This window comes from Pseudomonas simiae (assembly GCF_900111895.1).
GTDB classification, from domain to species: domain Bacteria; phylum Pseudomonadota; class Gammaproteobacteria; order Pseudomonadales; family Pseudomonadaceae; genus Aquipseudomonas; species Aquipseudomonas simiae.
Genome location: NZ_FOKB01000004.1, coordinates 1 through 18,224, shown reverse-complemented (window position 1 = coordinate 18,224; position 18,224 = coordinate 1). Strand labels below are relative to the sequence as shown.

General features: G+C 58.1%; 9 protein-coding genes. 1 reads left to right on the top strand and 8 read right to left on the bottom strand.

The window, feature by feature from the left end:
• Positions 1-89: 89 nt before the first annotated feature.
• The 7 genes from BMZ57_RS13660 to BMZ57_RS13630 form a co-directional block, all read right to left on the bottom strand.
• Positions 90-6,011, bottom strand: a complete 5,922-nt coding sequence (locus tag BMZ57_RS13660; RefSeq protein ID WP_069672577.1) for a hypothetical protein — start codon at positions 6,009-6,011, stop codon at positions 90-92.
• Positions 6,012-6,018: 7 nt separating this feature from the next.
• Positions 6,019-11,283, bottom strand: coding sequence for a hypothetical protein (locus BMZ57_RS13655; protein WP_069672576.1), 5,265 nt, complete (start codon positions 11,281-11,283; stop codon positions 6,019-6,021).
• Positions 11,280-12,242, bottom strand: a complete 963-nt coding sequence (locus BMZ57_RS13650) for a hypothetical protein (RefSeq protein ID WP_139136443.1) — start codon at positions 12,240-12,242, stop codon at positions 11,280-11,282. The genes BMZ57_RS13655 and BMZ57_RS13650 overlap by 4 nt, the downstream gene beginning before the upstream one ends.
• Positions 12,243-12,539: 297 nt before the next feature.
• The gene (locus BMZ57_RS13645; protein WP_069672574.1) at positions 12,540-14,264 is read right to left on the bottom strand and encodes a hypothetical protein; all 1,725 of its coding nucleotides are present in this window, start codon (positions 14,262-14,264) and stop codon (positions 12,540-12,542) included.
• Between the two features lie 31 nt (positions 14,265-14,295).
• The gene (locus tag BMZ57_RS13640; RefSeq protein ID WP_069672573.1) at positions 14,296-15,084 is read right to left on the bottom strand and encodes a hypothetical protein; all 789 of its coding nucleotides are present in this window, start codon (positions 15,082-15,084) and stop codon (positions 14,296-14,298) included.
• A gap of 770 nt (positions 15,085-15,854) precedes the next feature.
• Positions 15,855-16,634, bottom strand: coding sequence for an SIR2 family NAD-dependent protein deacylase (locus BMZ57_RS13635; RefSeq protein WP_069672572.1), 780 nt, complete (start codon positions 16,632-16,634; stop codon positions 15,855-15,857).
• A gap of 28 nt (positions 16,635-16,662) precedes the next feature.
• A complete protein-coding gene (locus BMZ57_RS13630) occupies positions 16,663-17,199 on the bottom strand; it encodes a hypothetical protein (RefSeq protein ID WP_139136442.1) in 537 nt (178 codons plus the stop codon).
• 93 nt (positions 17,200-17,292) lie between these two features.
• On the opposite strand from BMZ57_RS13630, the gene BMZ57_RS13625 reads away from it, so the two are divergent.
• A complete protein-coding gene (locus BMZ57_RS13625) occupies positions 17,293-17,526 on the top strand; it encodes a helix-turn-helix domain-containing protein (RefSeq protein WP_069672570.1) in 234 nt (77 codons plus the stop codon).
• Between the two features lie 342 nt (positions 17,527-17,868).
• Here BMZ57_RS13625 and BMZ57_RS13620 read toward each other — a convergent pair.
• Positions 17,869-18,224 (bottom strand): ribonucleotide-diphosphate reductase subunit beta (locus BMZ57_RS13620; RefSeq protein WP_074900529.1); only part of this gene is annotated, 356 nt, incomplete at its 5' end.

Below are 18,224 nucleotides of genomic sequence, written 5' to 3'. Positions count from 1 at the left end.
GTCACCGCGCGTGACGCGCCTTGTTATGGCAGGCAGCACCGCAGGCCCGCAGCAGTGGCTGCGTTCCCAGTGGTCGAGTGTGCACCCCGCTAGCGGCTCTTGAATGTGATCGGGACATCGACATTTAGGACGCTATGCCCTTCGGTGTCCCTCCACGATACGCGCGTCCACGCATCGAGCGTCATGATTTCGGCGGGCTGGAGCGCACCGAGCAACTTGTCGAGCGTCCCACCGGGCACCGCGCTGCAGATCTGACGAACCGTAGTCACCTCCCTGGCTGGGATCGGAAACACAGTTCCGCTTTTGCCATAGCGCGCGCTCAGATCAACAAGAGTTCGGTTTAGCGTCGCCGAGACGGTAAAGCCGTCATGCGTCATCCAGTCAGATTCCCAGATTGACTTCGACTTGTCACCGTCATCCACATCGATGAATACTGGCACGTTAAGCATTGCAGGCAGCGCCGCTCCTGCATCAAAAGTGCCGCCCATGTCGATTTTTTCAAGCCACTCACGAATACTCGTCTCGGGTGGAGCACCGGCTGGCACCACACGAAGCTCTCGCCCCATGTCGGGCATCTTCGCATCGTTCAGTAACGCGGCATCCACGTGCCGCGGTGTGCGTCCCTCGCATGCCCATTCGCTATACCCGCTTGCCAGCACGAATGCAGGATTGATGTCCGGCTTGCCGTCGCCGTCCACGTCGGTCCAGTTGCGCACGATGCGCATGCGCGCGCGCGTAATGTGGAACGGATGGTCAAGCACGCTCAAACGGATTACCGCCGACCGTTCTGAGTCTGGCACGACCGCATCATAGGCCGGTCCCTTGGTCGCGCTGGGGGCAACCTGCGCCAAGACCTCGAATCCGACGACAGCCCCGAGCGCGCCCACTATGTTTGCATCCAGTGAACTGGGATTCGTCGGGTCTGACTTGATTTGCCAGCCCCCGGCTTGTGCTGAACGCCCGATCCTGAACTTCCTGGTCAGCGCTGGCGCCGTCAGGTTCTGCGTAGTAAGAATCGGGGCCTCGAGCAGGTGCGCACCATGGTAGGGTCCATCACTTGGCGGCTGGGCCAACCAGTTTGAGAGACTGTTCACGAGTTCGTCCTCGGTGACAGCGGGAATCACTTCGGCGGGGGTACCGGTCTTGAGCGCTCGCATCCGGCGATATGCATTGAGCAGTTTGTCCGATCCTTCTATCTTGTCCGGCGTTCCGGGCGAATCCACTGGCGGGCTTTTCCGCCACATCTCTACTTCGATCTCGTAGACATCATCGTCCAACTGTTCGACGAGCTTCGACTTCGATTTCTGCAGATCGATCGCGAAGTAAAAGTTCGCGAGTACGGTTGTGAGCAGATGCCACCCACCCGCCTCGGCGCCTGCGACCTTCGCAGTAGGCAGCGCGCGTGTTGCCGGATCTTTTGGATTCTTTGAGGGCAGAATGCGACGATAAACACGTGGCTCCCCGCCACCCTGCATAGCCACTTGGAGCGCGTCAAGACTCGCCGTAGCGTTGTCGTAAACTGGTGACCAGGCCTCTCGCAATTTCACCCTCGGCAATGGCGCGGCCGGCGATAGGGCAGGCAAGTTCAACGTGATCATACTTTGTGAGGCGTCTTTGCCGTCCAGCGTCGTCATGGGAACCGCTCGTGCTAGCGGTGGCATGCGTCGCTCGGGAAGGAGATAGTAGGCTTGCTTGCGACTTACTCCATTGGCATCGCGTTCAAGCACACGCCAACTCGGAAACACATGCACGACATTCGCTGCGATGCCGCGTGGCTCGCCAGTTCTAGGTCGGTCGATCGCATCCTCGCCGCGCCGCGCAAAGACACCTGATTGGCCATCGCTTGAAAAGCTCTCTATCTGGTCGATTCCGCGAGGAACTCCCCATGCGTCCTCCTCGTTTGGATCGATTCCGCGGTAGACGTTCTGGCCGATGACTACCGTATCGTCATAGGTCCGATCCGGGAGCACGTCGATCACATAGGCGTAGATTCTGTTGCCGATCATTCCGCCACGTAGCGATCTCAGGTCGAAACGTGTCGTGTCCTCAGCCTCGGTACCGTCATCACCAACGAGCAACTTCTTCAGATCGAGTGAGAGCAGTTCTGGGCTGAAGCAGTCATGATTGAACGGTGCGGCAGGATCGCTGCCCTGGTGATCGAGATGGGTATTGAAGGGAACGATAGAGATCGCGCGCGTTGACGCGTAGAGCGACGGACGATCAATGATCATCTCGCGGATGGCGGCGGACGGACGGTCGGGAGAGGGGGCTCCATCGACCTCCAGCGTTTCCAACTTGTCGAGTAGCGCTCCTGCATGCCAATGTAACGCGCGTGGCTGGTCAGCGGGTGGGGTAGGTTCCGCGATATCGACCCTGCGAAACATTCGCATGAGATGGTCCGTGATACCGTTTTTTTGCTCGAGTAGCAAGCGCAGCCTTCGGCGCAGGCGTACAGCCGCATCAGCAGTGAGCGTCGCGAGCTCAACTCGATCCGCAATGGAGCGGCTACTCAGCACGTCCTCAAGAAGCGTGAGCAGGAAGCTCGCAAAGTCGAAGCTCGCTTGGCGATCTCCCAAGGCGCAATGCGCCGCCGGCAGAACGAAGGCGTGCGGCATGTAGAACAGGTCGACGACGCGCTGTACGCGCTGCGTCGGCGCTTCTGGCACAAGCATTGTGGACGCGCCTGCCCCCAGCACTGGCGTCTTGACCTCCGTTGCTGGCACGAATATCCAATCGAGCGCCGAGGTCAAGCGCGAGCTGGCAAGGTAGCCCGCCAGCTCCTGTTGGGCTACGTTTGCAAGTGCGGTGCCGGCCGCCGATCCGCCATCTTCCGCCACCGGAATGAACGCACCTTTTGCCCACTCGGGCGATGCATTGACCGCCTCAGGGCGCTGGAGCAGCAAGCCAACGCGCAGCACAGATGCGCGTCTGACTGCCTTGGTGACGGGCACGTTGCAGAGCTGTGCCCACCAATTGTCAGGGCTGGTCTGTACCACTTGCTCTAGCTCGGTGCAAAACGCCGTGAGGTCACGGTCCAACGCGGCGAACATTCTCGCAAGCGCGCTTCCCGGTGCGGGAGGCTCGAGCAACATGGTCGTGTTGTCGACGCAGCTCAAGCCTTGCGTCAGTGTCGCACCTTTCCCAACGCCAATCGCGCTCGAATTGTCGAAGACCCATTGCTCAATCTCAACAAATGCACTGCGTGCGTGGATCGCGTCACGAAGCTCCGCGAGCGCCCGATAGAGCGTACGCAGGTCGGCGGCGAAGTCCTCCACGGGGCTCTTTGCCGCGTAGCGGGCCAGCGCCTGCGTGGCCGCGTCCTTCCGTAGGCCAACCTGCAGCTTGGTCTCTGTACCCAACTGGATTTCCCTTGCCTCGACCAGTGTTAGCCTTTGGCCCTCACTCTTGCCCATCGTTGGCGGCGCGCCAAGGTGCACCTGTGCCGGATTGATGATGTCGACGCCGCGCCGCATCTCAAGCGGCATTTCAGGGATAGCAACACGATGGCCGTACTGATGCTCGAAATAACCGCTCAGGCTGAACTCGCCGCCTGCGTGCGACCAGGTGTGAAACCGTGTTGCCTCTAGCCGCTCATCGCTACCACTCGAGTGATCAAAATACTCGCCAAGCCAGTAGTAGGCCTGCGGGCCGTCCGGATTTATCATTCCGCGTCGATGCCAAGGCCGGTTGGTGATTTCCTCGTCCGGATTCGCCGGGACGTAGTGAGGATCGAAGAAAGGAAGGGGTAGCAGCGCGTCGGGGAGCGAAAGCGCACGGATGTAGCCACCTGGAGTATTGAGCATCAAGCGGAGCTTGTTCGTGTTGGCAATTTGGTCGACGAGCGGAGTAGCCGTGCCATCGGCTGGCCTTCCATCGGGATCATAGCCGGGTGACCAGCTAGCTTCCAATGCTAGCGCCAACCGATCGGAGGTGAGCCCAAGCCGTGACGCCGGAGCCTTGGCGAGTACGATCGAGAATTTATCGGAAAGCCCCTCGACGAGATCGAACGGATCAGTGGCGCCTTGCGACGAAAACACGATCGTTACACGGGGATCTTTTGACCCGCCCGGCAGCCCGGGCCGTGCAGCGAGCAGCTTCGCTAGCGATCCAGCCGCTGCCGGATTGGGATCAAGGATGATCAGGGAGCCATCGACATCTATACGAAGGTTCGCGGCGCTGAGTGTCACCTCCGTGGTCGGCTGTGGCGTTTGCTGAGCGTCGACGGTGGGAATCCAAAGGAATGCCTGTCTTCCAGTTCCGCCAGAAGTGATCGCATCCAGCCATGTCGCAACCTGCGCTTCCGCTGGATGCAGTGCGTCTGAGAATCGCAGCGCGTAGGCCGCTGGGCCCTCCGAATTGGCCGCGCCGGTTAGCGGCCGCGGCTCGATCTCGGCGATTCGCCGCTGCCAAGTTAGCGCACCTGCGGGCAAGGGCTTGGCCAGCTCGGAATGGAACAACCCTCGCCGAGGTGCGGACACTGAAGGCAACAGCCTTGGGCCACCGCCACTAAACCGAGCCGATCCGTCGACGAGGTCGAGCAGTGCTTCGCCGAAGGCTGCAAAGCTGCGGCCCGCTGGATGCGCACTGGCATCGAGTGCTGCAAGGTTTGCCTCGCGTGCCGCGAAAAGGACCAACCGCTCAGGCTTGGCGGGCGTAACGCTTTGCGCGCCTCTCTCCTGAGCGATTGCCAGCGAGACGTTCGGCTTGACGCCACTGGCGGCGTCGCGCGCGATCGCGGCGAAGTAGATGTTGAGTGCGCCGGCGAGATCGGCGCTTGGTGGAACCGCATGGCCGGCGATGATGAGGTCGGCGGTGGTCAGCTGCGTTGGTGGATCATCGGGATCGAAGGGGGTGATCCGGAAGACCAGGCCGAGAAGTGACACCATGTTGGTTACCAGCCAAGCTGAAGGATCGATCCAGCTTGGCGGTTTCTGATCCGGGGAGAGTTTGGCGTCCGCCGATAGGCTTGGGCTAAGCGTCATGAATCGCTTTGCGTGCTGCACCGACCCGCTGACGCGAGTCATCGGCCAAGCCAGGCGCTCGCCAAAACCGAACAATCGCTGCAGCGTCCCCTCGAGCTTCGCTGGCTCGCGCTTGCCGATGTCGGCCAGACTGCACCACATTGCGTCCAGATAAGAACGGCCTGAAAGATGGCCCGTATCGAGAAAAAGCCCCGCTTGCTGACTGAGCAGCGTGGCGTCCCATGGATACCGTGGTACAGAGATGGATACCTTGCCGCTGACTGGACCGTTTGCGACAGCTTCGATCAACAGGCGGTACGCCCAGCCAATCCGCGCGCTGCCACCATTCGCTTCACCCAGGTATGTACGCCACCATGACGTGTCGCTGAGCGGATGCGCGCGATATTGCGGCTCGACGATCGCTGTCCAGATCCTAACCCGTGCGTCATTTGCCGGAAGCCCAGGCGGTGCTGCGCTCCACTCCTCGATCATCTGCGAGAACAGAGCGAAGAGGGCGGCTACGACGGCGCGCTTCTGGGGGCCATCTTCCGTGCTGCGCGCATCCAGGTCCGCAAATTCCTCCACGAGAGGCATCGCTTGGGAGAGCACTGCGAACCCTGGCCAGCCGAGCGCAGCGTCTCCACCAAGCTGATCGAACTCCGTGACCGGCATGCCTAACGGTGTGGTGCCGCCAACGACCCGGTCGTCCCACCAATCTGGAAACGCAGCACCCGAACGCGTATTCCCCTTAAGCGTGAGCTTGAGGTTGGTATTCTTAGGGAATGGCACTGGAATCATCCGTGTTCCGTGCAGTTGCCGAGCGACCTGCTCGTCAATGAGGACAAAACCGGTCTGTTCCAGGCGATCTACATTCCAGCTCGCGAAATAGTCTTCGGGAGGGATGTGGTCCGGATGATTGGCGTCGACCAAGAAAGGTTGTACAACCACGAACGTCGCGTCGGCGTCGTGGCTGTAGTCATCTCCATTGGGGCCGTTCGGTTCGAACAGCGCGGAGTGGAAGTGTGAGATCGCTACGTAGAGTCTTGTCATTTGAGCCTCATCCGAACGCCGCGCGGCCACTGATATGCATCTGCACCGCGCCTGAGACCCTGAATGTCCAGCTGAACCAGCCCGAGCCGACGCGCACCGATGCGGAATACCTCGCTGACAACATCGCGTCCCAGGCGATCATGCTGCGTCCCGAGGGCACGTAGTTAAGCGTGACTTGGACAAAGGCTTGCGCCGATACGCGGAAGCGCGCAGACAGAATCCAGACTTCGACCCCACCTTCCCCATATGCGTAGATGCCGATCACACCGACAACTGTGAGCTGCGCCAACGACCCCTTGAGCAGCGCGAGCGGATTGCCTGCGGCGGACTTACTAGGAAGCTTCAACGTCGCCGATCCGATTAGGACACCGAACACGCCGATGCCTGCACGCACCCAAGCGATGCCAGCGGATAGTTCGAAGCGGTAGCCAAGATAGAAGCCCGCGCCCGCGCTGAACGTTACGTACTTTCCTTGGTCCAGCGGGAGGGAAGCAGGCGGTGCGAGACTTGTTCTGCGCTCAATGAAAAAGCCGAACTTCGCTTCGTAAGTTCCAACAGGCATCGAGAAGGCTCGCTCCCAGGCATAGCCGTCCGGGCCGCGCCAAGGCTGACCGCAGTCGATTAGGAAGTCCCAACATGGGCTCCACTCAAGGGCCATGACGCCCGAGCGCATCTCGGCGAGCAGGTCGAACGCGGCGCAACGAAACGTCGTGCGGAACCGATCAAGCGCGGGCTCGGTGCCTGGGATGTAGGCAAAGTTCAGTTCGTCCTCGCCAGTGAGCAGCTTCGGTACCACGCCGCCAAGACGGATACCGTAATAGTGCTTGTCGTAGAGCACCAAAGCACACGGTTTGAACAACTCGCCCAAGTCGAAACGCATGCCGAATAGCCATGGATCGTCCGTGCCGATCCGGGCGTTCAACTGCTTGTTCGGTGACGAGGTCAAGATTTGCGCGATCGCTTCACGCTCGCCCTTCACATCGTCGTCGCCGCCGGGTGCGAGCAATGCATTGAGAACGTTCCCGCCTGGATCGAAATTGCGCGCCACCAGCAGCCAATGTAGCCGGAAGAAAGCGCCGCTCGGTTCGTTGTTGCCGCTTGAGTACCAGGCAAGCATCCCGCGCCCGCTGCCTCGTTCGGTCTTTTGCGCAAGGATCATCTGCCGCTCGTCCTTGTCGCTGAACAATGACCAGGAGAGCAGCTTCAGGTTGAAATCCTTGACGCTGACGACGCCGACGCTATCGTTGCCCGCGCTCGCGCCGCCTGATTTGATTCGGGTCGAATCCGGATCGCGAAGCGGGATGACGCCGACTTCCACTTCCTTCGCCGAGATCGTCAACAGTCGAAACAGTGAAAGCTCAAGGTCGCGTCCTTCGAGCGAAGCGATGCCCAAGCCTGGGGTGTGAAAATTCTTGCCAGGATCCGATACCGGCACGCCCGCGCGCGCCACCAGCGAAAGTTGACCGCCGCCACCCAGCTCGGGACCGCTTCCGAAGGAGATTCGAGTGTCGAGGTACGGATAGGCATAGCGGCCCGGGCTCGGCATGTCCGGCTCAATCACAGGCATGGTCTCATCACGTAGGCGCTGGAGGATGGCTTCGCGGTTATCCCGAATCATGCCGATACCGACAGGTTTGATCTCGAGTCCGGCTATACGGAACTGGCGCTCACCGATCACAGGAAATCGGATTGCTCCGAGATCAAAGGACAGCGCGCGACGGATACCCATCGGGATAGACAGCCCGCTGTGGATCTCGGGCATGCGGATGCGAAAGTCTGACAGGCGCACTGGCGCATCCGGCATCTCGAACTCGATGCCGGCTATATCCCATTTGCGACATTTGAGGTCCGCGTCGACGTCGAGTGTTGTGTCTCCATCGTGAGATCCCACGCGAATGCCGCGGAGTTGCACTTCCTCTAGGAATGCGACGCCTACCTCAAGCGTGAGCGGTGTATCGAAGCTAGCACCGAGTGTGAAGTCGCGCGCTGCGTCATTGGCAGGCGCATCGGAGGGGCGGAGCACGCTCGAAACCTTGATGTAAGGCCAGTTGAGATCGCTTCGGCCGAACAGTTCGCGCACTTCAAGTACGAACTCGATCTCGCCACAAAGGATCGTCGTACCCTTGATTGTCGCTTCAAACTTGGCAAGCGACCAGCCAACATCCGCGGTGCCCCAGCCAGGCGGTGTCTTGAGCGAGTCGCCCCTCGCCTCGGCCCAGCCTTCGACTTGTGGGCGTCGCTCTATGCGCCCCCACACATCTAGGTCGATACCACTGAGCGCAGCGGGCGTCTGTCCTCCAATCGCCGCGTAGCGCGCACTGATATGCGGGAAGCCACATAAAGTGCTGAACACCGGATCGCGTTCGAGATCGATCGCAGGATTGATAATGAGCACACCGCGCCACTCGGGATGACGCAGATCGCTCGCGAGCTGATCGAGGAACGCGCCGACAGGATCGTTCGTCTCGATTCCAGGCACGAGACCGAAGGGGTCCGGGCGCTGGGATGTCACATAGGCCTTGTGGACCTCGGCCAGAATATCGTCCAGCCTACGCTCGCCACCAAGCTTGACGAGAAGCGTGGTGTCGTCATCAAGAAACATGTCCCAGGCTTTGCCGCCGCCCAGGTTGCAGAAATCGAAGCGATGGTTCCACAGCGCTGCGACGCGGTCTACTGGATGCAGCGAGACGGTGTCGCCGGCGACACCGGCGGATCTGGTCCGACGGGAAATCAGTAAATAGTCTGGCGGCTCGAACGACAGGTCGGCGAGCCGAGCCAGCGGCAGCCCCATCGCGCGGAGCGCCTCTAGTAGCGCGTCGGAATCGATCGGTTCTGCGAGAACGGCCGCATAGACTTCTGGTGTGAACAGCGACCCGTACCGCGCGTTCAAATCGTCGAGCAACGTGACAATTTCGGGATCAAAGCTCTGGTGATCTCGCCAGACCTGCTCGACCAGCTCTATCAGCGGCGACAGCCCTTGGAGCAACTCGGCGATGAGGCCTGACGGCCTTAAGTTGCCTGAGAACATGTCGCTCATCGCTTGCACCAGCGCTTGGCCAACCATCTGCCGCAACATTGGCAGATGCTGTTTGAGCACGTGTGCAGGATCCTTGCTCCAAATCGCAGCGGCAGCGCGCTTCAGCACATCGGTCGAGGGCGGCGCGAATGCATATTGAAAGACACGTGACAGGAGTCCGTCGTCGCCCGCGGGGTCGAGCAACTCGGCAACCTCGTCGGGCAAGGCATTGCCTAGGACCTCTGCGTACTCCTCGAACCCGAGCACGTTAGGGGGGGGGCGGTTGAGCATGCCCGTGGCCTGGTTGAGTCGCGCGGACGCCTCGACCAGATCCTCCCAAGTCCAGTTATCCGGGTCGGGCAGCGCCGCTGGCTCACCGACGAGGTACCTGCGAAGCGCGCGGCGAGCCGGCCCAGGATCAGCCCCCAGTCCTGACGGTAGATCATGTCCAGCCCAAAAGCGGAAGAACGCTTCAATCTTTGGCGCAAGCACAGTGCGGGCCTTGTCCAAACGCTCAAGCGCGTCGTCGATGGCTTGCTCGCTACGCGACCCGCCAAATAGAAATGCGGTGGACTGCTCTGTTGCCACGCGGCTCGAGAAGGGCGCTAATGTTCGACTTGTTCGCGAGAGCACGGTCTCTGCGAGCAGGAAGGCAGTTTCGAGGCGTGCGCCCGACCTTATAGTTGTTGCTGGTGGAGTCGCGATCAGACGTGCAAAGCCCTGCGGCGGTGCGTTCGCACGGTGCCCTTCGGTATGCGCGTAAGAACCGACCGCTGCGGCGCTGAAGCCTTGCACAAGTACCTCGTTAAGTAGTGCAGGCCAGGATTGAATCGTACTGGCAAGCGGCTGTGCGCCGGCAGCTTGCTTTGGCCCGGCAACATCGGCGAAGGTCCAGCCTATATCGCAAAGCGGCAGTGCTACCGTACGCCCAAGCCCTACCGCGATGTAGCGCAGCATCGGTGGCGTTTTGGTGCCGTTGTATACGAAGGTTCCACGCTCAGGCAGGTCAGCGCTAAGGTGCATATCGTTCGTCTCGAACGACAAGCTGGTCTCAACAAACAGAAGGTCGGTGGCTGACGGGAGAACCGGGCTCAGCTTGAGCTTGCACTTGAGCGCGCCCCGCCCGCCAGTCCGGATAGCGCCGTTGCTGGACCAGCCAAGAATCTCGCGCGGGCGGTCGTCGCTGGACAGAGCGAAATTGCCATGGGTCCAATACGGTGGCTTGATCGTCCTATCGCTACCGAGTGGCGAAGGCCTGCGGTCAACACCATATGTCTTGACGGGATCGATCGAGACCAACTCGACATCGATCTCGAGTTCGGAATCGCGGCGGCCCAGAATCACAGCCTGATTGAGTCTCCCGTCACTTTGCGCCTTAAGAACGCCAACGCGCTTGGTGATTGGAACTCGCACCGGGACGCTCAGCACGAGAGGATGCCCATGCTCGTCCCTGAGTACCGGCACGGCGAGGACAAAACGTTTCGCAGTCGGAGCAACCCACCATTGCGAGATTTCCCAGCCATTGTTTACTGCTGTGAGGTCCGCCTCTAGGCGCACTTCCGCCGCGATGTGCTGGAAGAGCAATCCATTGTAGCCATCGTCGAGCGCTTCAGTCGGGTCGAGAATATCTGCGTTGAAGAACAACGCGCCCGTGCGTGGCTCGAGAAGCACGACAGGCGACGAGGCACCAAGGCGAACTCCGAGCATGCGGCAAAATTGGTCTATACGCGGGCTGGTTGACGTGCCACCAAACTGGTCACGCAGCAGTACACGAGGCCGATCATCCTCCGCGAGCAATTCGGCTGAGCCGGTTTGCAGGTCGAGCGCCAGCCGACTCGCTTTCCAATATTGCAGGCGTTCGAAGCTAAGAATGCCGTTTAACGGATTGCCTGTGATTTGCGCCAGGTCCGCCGCGAGGGTCGCGCCATGCTTGAAGAGCAGCGCTCCACCTTGGACATCTGCACCCAGCTCGGTAGCGTCAACGTTGCTATGCCCAATCTGCAGCGTGATCGTGCCGTTGCTAGGCAGACTCATGGCTTCCCGCAGCGCAACCCTGCCATCTTGGATCACGCAAGGTACCGACACATCAACTCCAGAGAATTGTGCAGCGCCTGACGCACCATTCAACTCGATCTTGAGCTGGGATCCAGCGGAGTTGAGCGAGAACCGTGCCGTAAGCCCGGGCATATTGGGCTGCGCACTTCCCCCAGCAGTGATCGAAAGATTGAGCCCAAGGAGCGAGAGCGTAACCATCATTTGGCCGCCCGATCACAACCTGAGATTTTAACCTCGTTCTCGCCGGCCATCCAGCGCAGTCCGCGCACATCGGCTGCGGTGAGCAGCCTCAGATCGGTCCGGAGGATACTGGCCTTGAACGGATTGGTGTCTTTGTTCCGCTCCAGAGCACGCGTCACATGCCGATCAATGATCCGATGCGTTGGATTTTCGTCGACTACCTTTAGATAGGCTGCACCGCCATTTAGCAACACTGCGTCGATGCGTGTTTCCTCGCTGTCGAGCCTACAGATGCCGGATGCCTCCCAAGCCGCGAGCGACCAATGTGGCGCTCCTATTTCCAGCGGACGGACTGCATCAAACACGATTTCGCCAAGCAGTGTCTTCGGCGACCCAAGCCCTCCGCTGTCGTAATAGCCGTTATCTCCACCCTTGGTCACTACTGCCAATGTCGCAAACGGCCATGCGACGCTGTGGACCAGCGGGCCGACTCCGTTGAGAGAGCGGTTGACGATCCAACCAGCACAGTCGGGATTGTCCGTTGCGGAGAGAGTGTCGATAAACGCCTCTACGAATGCCTTGCGCGAAGCTGCTGGCATCGCAGCGCACAGCGCGGCCATGTTGCCGATGGCGCGTATTGCTGGCACCTTCAATTCGACTCCGGGCGGCGCAGTCTTGCGCACCTCGATGCACATGCTGCCCACCAGTGCGTTCCACAGCGCTGATTGATTCGCCTCCAAAACCTCCGCCAGCGCGCCGCGCGATTTCTCTGAGACCGGGTAATCGCCTGTCGGGTCACCCGAACTCCATTCGGTCCTATTGGCGGTAAGGAAGGTCGCCAGCACCGCCCGTTCGTCGGCATCGATCCGCTGACCGCTGCCGATCAAGCGAATCGCGACGTTTGTTGGTGTGAGGACTGGTGGGTTAGAGTTGCCTGAGCCCAGGTCAGCGCGAAGTGTGCCTGCGCTCCAGGTTGCCAAGGTAATTCGCGTACCCACGCCAGGACGCACGGCGAAATCTGGTTTCGGATTATTTGGGAGAGGGGGCTCTCTTCCAGGCCCGATACCGAGTTGGCAGCGCGTTCCGATCTGCGGCCTCGGAATGCCGACTGACGGACCTATTTCCGTTGCATTGTCGGGTAGTGCTAGCGGCGAGTCGAGGGGCATATGCGTTCGCAGCGACAACTCGCCAACTGCACACCCACAAAGGAGCGTGGCCTGCACCAACATCATGAACGGTCGAGCTAAGATCGGTGGCATATTAGCGTCTCCATTACTTCAAGTCGGCAGGTTGTCTTTGTCAAGCTGGAAGGAGCCGCGCTCGCTTCTAAGGGCAGGTGTGGCCACCTCTTCTGGGAGTTTGAACGCGGCACCCTTTCGGCCCCACTCGAATTGGGAACGATCTGGCCAGCTCAGGAGCTTCCGGCACTGAGCGAGCAGATCACCAGCCGGCTCGAGCGTGGCGAGTTCCGCACGCATCTCGTGCACGCGATCAATTGTCAGCTTCTTGAGCTTGGTTGCCACGTCGGCGGGCAGCTTCGCGACTGCGGCAGAGGCCAGCAGCCCTTCGATGAGGACGGCCTCTTCGGCCGTTTTCCACTTGGCAGGATCCTTCTCGGCAATGTTGGCAAAGGCGAGCGCTAGTCGAAGCGATGGGTGCGCAAGCTTTTTCTGAGCCATAAAGCCCGACTTGCGAATATGACATCGAAGCAGCAGCGCGACTCCAACCTCTGAGGTGATCAGCTTGGAAACCGCCACCGTGTTCGAGCCGGCATCCTTTATAGGTCGATCGGAGGGGTCGATTTCGTAGGCCAGGATGTCTCGCAGTCTTATTCGGGTCATGTGCCATTGGCGCTGCCTAAACGATTTCACGTTACGGGCCAGCGCTAGGAAGCGCCAGAACCAATGCGTCGTGCGAATCCAGTTCAGGTCCTCTACTTTGGATATCGGGCCGTCCTCCGCAGCACCGTCGATAGGCCCAGACATCCAATGAAGGCGCCCGGTGTAGCTGCAGGCGCCGCCAGGCTTGCTCGGCGGCTTGCCATTGGTCCAAGTGGGTTTCGGCACGACCCCGAATGGCTGGATCAGCTTCGCGTTGGAGTCATTGGTCTCTGTGGCAGCCCAATAGGCAATGAAAGCAGGCAGTTCGCCAGGATTCGCATCGTCATCAGGGCCCGCTTTGCCAGGCACGGCGAGCGCTAGAGTCCAGTGACATGGGCCCTGCGACATCCAGGCATCGTCATAGCCGTTGATCGACTCAAGATAGCCATAACATTCGTGCTCAGAAACAGCCCGAATCACCCGGAAGGTCCGTCGAGCCTGATCATTCAAATCGGCCCACTCCTTGCCGATGAGATTCTTCGGCGTGACTTCGGCCGTGGAGGTCATGGTGAGGGGGGAGTTAGCGACATACCCACCGACATATACATCCGGCGGCTTGCCCTTGGCCGCCGACACATGGTGCTTGAAGATGCGTCCGGACATGACAGATGCCTTATGCTCCTCCTCGAACTGGCCAGTCAGGTCGCAGATGCGGACATGCAGTTCGCCATAGGGCTTATCGCGCTTGGACGCTTTGACGAACGCTTTGATGCGAGGGTCGTCATAGCGCCAGTAGTTGCCGCGGACATCGCTTGAGCCCTCGCCAAGCTCGGACCATTTCGCTTTTCCGATCCTGATGTATATCTCTGCGACGACTGGGCATCGATACTTTGCGGCTGTCCAGTGATCGAGGATAGGCTGCACAGATGCACGATCATAGATGCCGTCAATCTGGCCCGTGTAGCGCTTGGAGTTGTTCGTCGCTTCTAGGCGGTCAAGCCAGCGAGCCTCGTTCGCGCTTCCCTGCTTAACTTTCGCGACCCGAGGTAGGCGGGCGTAGATCTGAAACTCGCGGATAGCGTGCCGAAGCCATGCAGTGGGCTGGTCGCCGACATCAAACAGCAAGTTGAAGCCAAGCTCAGTCAACTGCTTCTTGAGTTCTACCACTTCAACCGGGCTCATCAACGCTATTCCCGCCGATCCATGCGTACACTCACGACGACCCCCCGACCTTGTCAGCAAGATAGGCTGCGTGGCTAATTCCGAGTAGTGAGAGCAAGCCCGGCGATATGTCCGGAAATCTGTTAACCGGTTCAGATAGCGGCAGGCTCTTGTCCATGATTGCGAATAGAGCAAGGCCGTAGATCAGCAGGAGGAGTAGCGTTAGCACGAAGTGTTGTAGCTTGCTGATGTCGATGTGGGCAGCTCCTTCATAGTCTCCCATCACAAGGTCGATCCAGCGTGCGTCATTGGATGATGCGTTTTGATAGACCCGTCCAGCGAAACGGCCAGCCTCCCTCAGGCCCCGATCATGCTTAATCTCGCTGACAATGTCGGTATCCTTCTCGGGCGCGCGGAGTGGACGGGTTCGGTTGCCTTGCTTGATCACTGGCGCCACGACGGCCGTGAAGCTGCCGAGTCCGAGTAGCGTCCAAATCTCTGGTGGAATCCTGATGTCGAGCGGGCCGAGCATCATTTCAGCGCCGAAGGATTGTGGGTAGGTGACTGTGCTGTTGAAAATGCCAGCGGCCTGCAGAGCTCCCATCAGGAGCACGGTCCACAAGACCAGCTGTAGGCGCGATAGACTGATCCGGTTGTCTCGATCAATCAACACGCCATCCAAGCGCCCGTGCACAGCCCAGCCAATTGCGCCAAACATCATGATCAACGGCACCAGAGAGATCAGCCACGCGAGCCCACCGGACAGATGGAGAATATGGAAGCGTCCGGCTACTAAACTGATTAGCGCCGACATGGCCAGCAGTAGAATAGCAAGTGCCATTTCACCTCCTTATAGTAGGACGATTGCCCCATAGAGCGACCGGTAGCTTGGGTTGCTCTCAAATGTGAACCGAATTTGACTGTAGCTGCGAAAGCAGTGGGGTCAAGTACAGTCTAGCTAGACTCCTTGAGTCTTTGCGGCTTCACTCTGCCCCAGTTAGGTAGCCCGGACATTGAATCCGAGGAATCAAAGCGCCTTGACCATCCGTCCGGTAATGGGCGGACACTGTTCAGGCTTGAGAGTACCAACCAGCTCAAGGGCGCAGAACCGCCCGAATGAGCCTAGCCTTTGCTTAGAGTCATAGAGCATGGAGCCAATCCTGAAGCCCATAGGGGCAAGGTCAATACTACTTGTCGTACGTCTGAGTTAATGGGTCAGCGACGAAGCCATCAACTGTCTTGCCATTACCTCCCGAGTCGATACATGAGCGCACGATGACGGTGTCGCTCCATCCTTCGGTGATAAACGCAAGGGTGGCGCTGCAGTACTGATGCATGCCTACCGGCGGAAAATATCCGAATATATCCTGCGGACTATAATTTATATCCAGCAGGATATATTCCGATATTCACAACAATCTGCACGCCCTCTATCAGGACCGATTTGCTGCCCATCCATGCGTGAAATATGTAGTTCTGTAAGCGTCGCCAACTCACTTTGCGTGAATTGTGCCCAGTGGCAGCGTCCTCCCGAGGTTAAAAGCGAACTATAAAGGTTCGCCAAAAATTAGCCTGACTTCACTTTGCTTCGCGTGCGCCCACAGGCCAATTTTATCGAGTCTGGACCTCTTTTAACATCATCGAATACAGTCGTGTGAGTACTTCAGTAGCTTTACCTACTAACGAGATTTCGTTGGGTTCGTTTTCGCCCACACCCTGATCGATAGTGTTCACATGAATTACCGTTTTGTACAACCCAAACGCGATATCAGGCAGGTCCGAGGCCGGGGTGACGATCCCTGATGTGCCAACGGAAACCAGAACGTCGCAATCTTTAATCAATGACATCGCTGACTTCCAGGCGCCTTTGGGGAGGTCTTCTCCGTACCAAACCACTCCAGGACGCAACTTTCCATTACATTTTTCACACCTAGGTGGCTCGATCAGGGCACCGAAATCTGTCACGTATACGTTATCAAACGACAGGGCGGCGGGCCGGTGGCACGCAAAGCATTTCGGTGTAGCCAAACTGCCATGTAGGTGGAGTACTTCTTTCGAGCCCGCTTTTTCGTGCAAGTCGTCGATGTTTTGCGTAATGATGGAGACCTTACGCCCCAGAGCAGCCATCTGGTGTAGAGCGATATGACCTGCGTTGGGTTTCGCTCTTGCTACCTGCTGTCGACGCCACAGATACCATCCCCATACTAGTTGAGGATTCTCGCGGAACGCGTTGGCTGTTTCCAAATACTGTGGATTTTGCCCGGCCCACAATCCGGTGAGTCCGTCGCGATACGTGGGAATTCCGCTTTCTTGTGAAATGCCTGCGCCTGTTGAGATAACGATATTTTTGGCTTCTATAAGGGCCTTTACCGCTTGCTCGTAATCCGTCATTAATTTTTTCATAGGTGCTAATTGAATTTTAATGGTCTGATGTTTTTGCTTGCACTAATTTACTGCCATCATTTTTTGGTTTTTGGATGCAGCGACTGTTCCGAGAGGAAGAAGCAATATTTTTCAATATGACTCTTTGATCGGGAGATGTTGCTTCAACAGCATCTGAAAGTAGGTATCTATAAGAATGCAAAAGTGTCTTGTATATTATGTATGCGGGACGGCCCTCAATCTTCTTTTCAATGACGGCCTCTACAAACTCCTCTACGATCCATCCGCGTCCGCTTGCAATGTCAGGAGGAAGTAATATTAATACCTTCTCAATTCCAAGATTCTTACGGTTTAAATTTTTTGCCGAGAAGTCTCGCATCCTAAAATAGTTATCCATGATCGAGACGCTATGATTTGCACCTGTTGAGTTTAGGTGCCAATGAAAGATCATGAATAGCGGGTGCGTCCCTGTATGCTCGAATCGATCTAAAGCGATTTGGCCATCCAAATACTTTGAGATGTCTTGACCCTCAAGCCCTGACTCGTCCACGACTGCGATCATCAATTCAGGCAAATCTAGATTCCTCCATTAGCGAAATATTCACAGTATACTGTGAAGACGATTGCAGCGCTCTACCTCACAGTTCCCTTCTGATAGGAGGGATGAGTGGATATCGCAGTTGCATTTGGTAAGGTCTTGCGTGAGGCGAGATTAAGTCAGAAGGTTACGCAAGAAGCATTAGCTGCCCAAGCTGGGTTGCAGCGCAACTATGTGAGTCTTATGGAGCGAGGTCATCACCAACCGACGTTAGCTACCATTTTTGCTCTGGCGGTAGCACTCAACAGCTCCCCATTGGACTTGGTGAAGTCGACGATGGAAAAAATATCGGCTTCCGAATAGCACCTAATTAACAAGTTACGGCTTTTTCACCTAACTTATTTCCCTGAAGCTCCGACGATAAAGCAGGATGCTGGTTGCGTGCGCCCCTTCGTCAACCCACCTGTAGGAAAGATGCCCAGTCTATCGCTTTGCCTTTGTATGATATTTTGGCGTTACCGCTCCTTTCAGTGCCAGCAGATAGCCGCGGCTCAATCCTTCCGCGCTTCGTTGCGGCTATTTTAGTCAAAGCCTAAAACCGATCCGAAAGCCTGAAAAAATCAGGCTTAGACGAATCGGAAGCTGGCGTGCTAAGTCATCGTGACAACGTGTCAATGCTTCGTGACAAGCGGGGGCTCCTACACGTTAGTCCCAGCTCAGCGCGCCGCCGGTCTGGTACTCGATCACACGGGTTTCGAAGAAGTTTTTCTCTTTCTTCAAGTCCATGATCTCGCTCATCCATGGGAACGGGTTAGTGGTCCCTGGATACTCTTCTTTAAGACCGATCTGCGACAAGCGACGGTTCGCGATGAACTTGAGGTAATCCTCCATCATCGCCGCGTTCATGCCCAGTACACCGCGTGGCATGGTATCGCGCGCGTATTCGATCTCCAGCTGAGTCCCTTGCAGGATCATCTGGGTCGCTTCCTCTTTCATCTCGGCATCCCACAGGTGTGGGTTTTCGATTTTGATCTGGTTGATCACGTCGATACCGAAGTTCA

Excerpts from the sequence above, each read along its gene's own strand:
- BMZ57_RS13660 (WP_069672577.1), bottom strand. The coding sequence starts at position 6,011 with ATGACAAGACTCTACGTAGCGATCTCACACTTCCACTCCGCGCTGTTC.
- BMZ57_RS13655 (WP_069672576.1), bottom strand. The coding sequence starts at position 11,283 with ATGATGGTTACGCTCTCGCTCCTTGGGCTCAATCTTTCGATCACTGCT.
- BMZ57_RS13645 (WP_069672574.1), bottom strand. The coding sequence starts at position 14,264 with ATGAGCCCGGTTGAAGTGGTAGAACTCAAGAAGCAGTTGACTGAGCTT.
- BMZ57_RS13640 (WP_069672573.1), bottom strand. The coding sequence starts at position 15,084 with ATGGCACTTGCTATTCTACTGCTGGCCATGTCGGCGCTAATCAGTTTA.
- BMZ57_RS13635 (WP_069672572.1), bottom strand. The coding sequence starts at position 16,634 with ATGACGGATTACGAGCAAGCGGTAAAGGCCCTTATAGAAGCCAAAAAT.